The organism is Flavobacterium sp. U410, from assembly GCF_053570605.1.
The window spans coordinates 1-956 of sequence record NZ_JBSEFI010000054.1 but is presented as its reverse complement, the minus strand read 5'-3'; the positions used below and the strand labels follow the sequence as shown (position 1 = coordinate 956).

Annotated in this window: 2 protein-coding genes; both read right to left on the bottom strand. The window is 32.6% G+C overall.

Features of this window, described 5'->3' with window-relative positions; all coding sequences use genetic code 11:
* Positions 1 to 77 precede the first annotated feature (77 nt).
* Positions 78 to 605, bottom strand: a complete 528-nt coding sequence (locus tag ACUSJC_RS16765) for a hypothetical protein (RefSeq protein ID WP_449270702.1) — start codon at positions 603 to 605, stop codon at positions 78 to 80.
* A 23-nt stretch (positions 606 to 628) separates the two neighbouring features.
* Positions 629 to 956, bottom strand: a 328-nt coding sequence (locus tag ACUSJC_RS16760; protein WP_449270701.1) for a DUF6252 family protein, incomplete at its 5' end; no start/stop codon positions are given.

The following is a 956-nucleotide window of genomic DNA, read 5'->3' as shown; positions in this document are numbered from 1 at the left end:
ATTGCAGCAGCTTAGTGTAAAAATTGACATAAGTAAAAGAAAGTGTTTTTTCATTGATTCTATAATTTGTTTTATCGTTATTCTGTAAATAAAGTATCAAAACGTCCTTCTCGAATTTCTATTCTTTCTCCTGTAACAGGATGTTGTACATCAAACCAAAAAGTACCTGATACTATATGATTGGTAAAATCTAATTTGGTTATGGTCAGTTCGCCTGTGTATTGAGAATCTGTATTTGAACTCAAACCATCTGTAGAACTCGTTTTAAAAAAAGCTCCCCCTATGGCATTTCCATTTATATCTTCTAATAATTCTAAGACTTCCCCCTGAGAAATAGTTTTTTTTCTTGTACCTAAGCTAATAGATATTGGAGTTAAATTTTCATCATATCCACTAATAGAAAAATAATACTCTCCATCTACATATTGGTAAAAACAGTTAAACCAGCCTCCACTGGTGTCTATAAAAGCTTCTCCATTTACATAACAGGCAAACGTTCCTGCACCGGTTTGTGTTGCTGGCGGTAAAGAAGCATTACTGTCATCATCTTTATTGCAGCAGCCTAAAGTAAAAGCTGCTAATACTAATAATACTATTTTTTTCATTGATTCTATAATTTGTTTTATCGTTATTCTGTAAATAAAGTATCAAAACGTCCTTCTCGGATTTCTATTCTTTCTCCTGTATATGGATTTGTAATGTTAAACCAAAAAGTTCCCGATACTATATGATTGGTAAAATCTAATTTGGTTATGGTTAACTCACCTGTATCTTCTTGATTTGTCCAAACAAATGTACCAGTACTAATATTTTGTGTTATTCCTCCCGCTCCTGAAGCTGCGTTTTCTTCTGTTGGTAGAGTCAAAATATAAGTTTCATTTTCTTGTATTTCCAGCATGTTGGTACTAAGCCCTATACTTGTTAACATTCCTATTTTACCATCTCCTTGTATTCCG

Bases quoted from the DNA above. Each gene is read 5' to 3' on its own strand.
- ACUSJC_RS16765 (WP_449270702.1), bottom strand. From the start codon at position 605: ATGAAAAAAATAGTATTATTAGTATTAGCAGCTTTTACTTTAGGCTGC.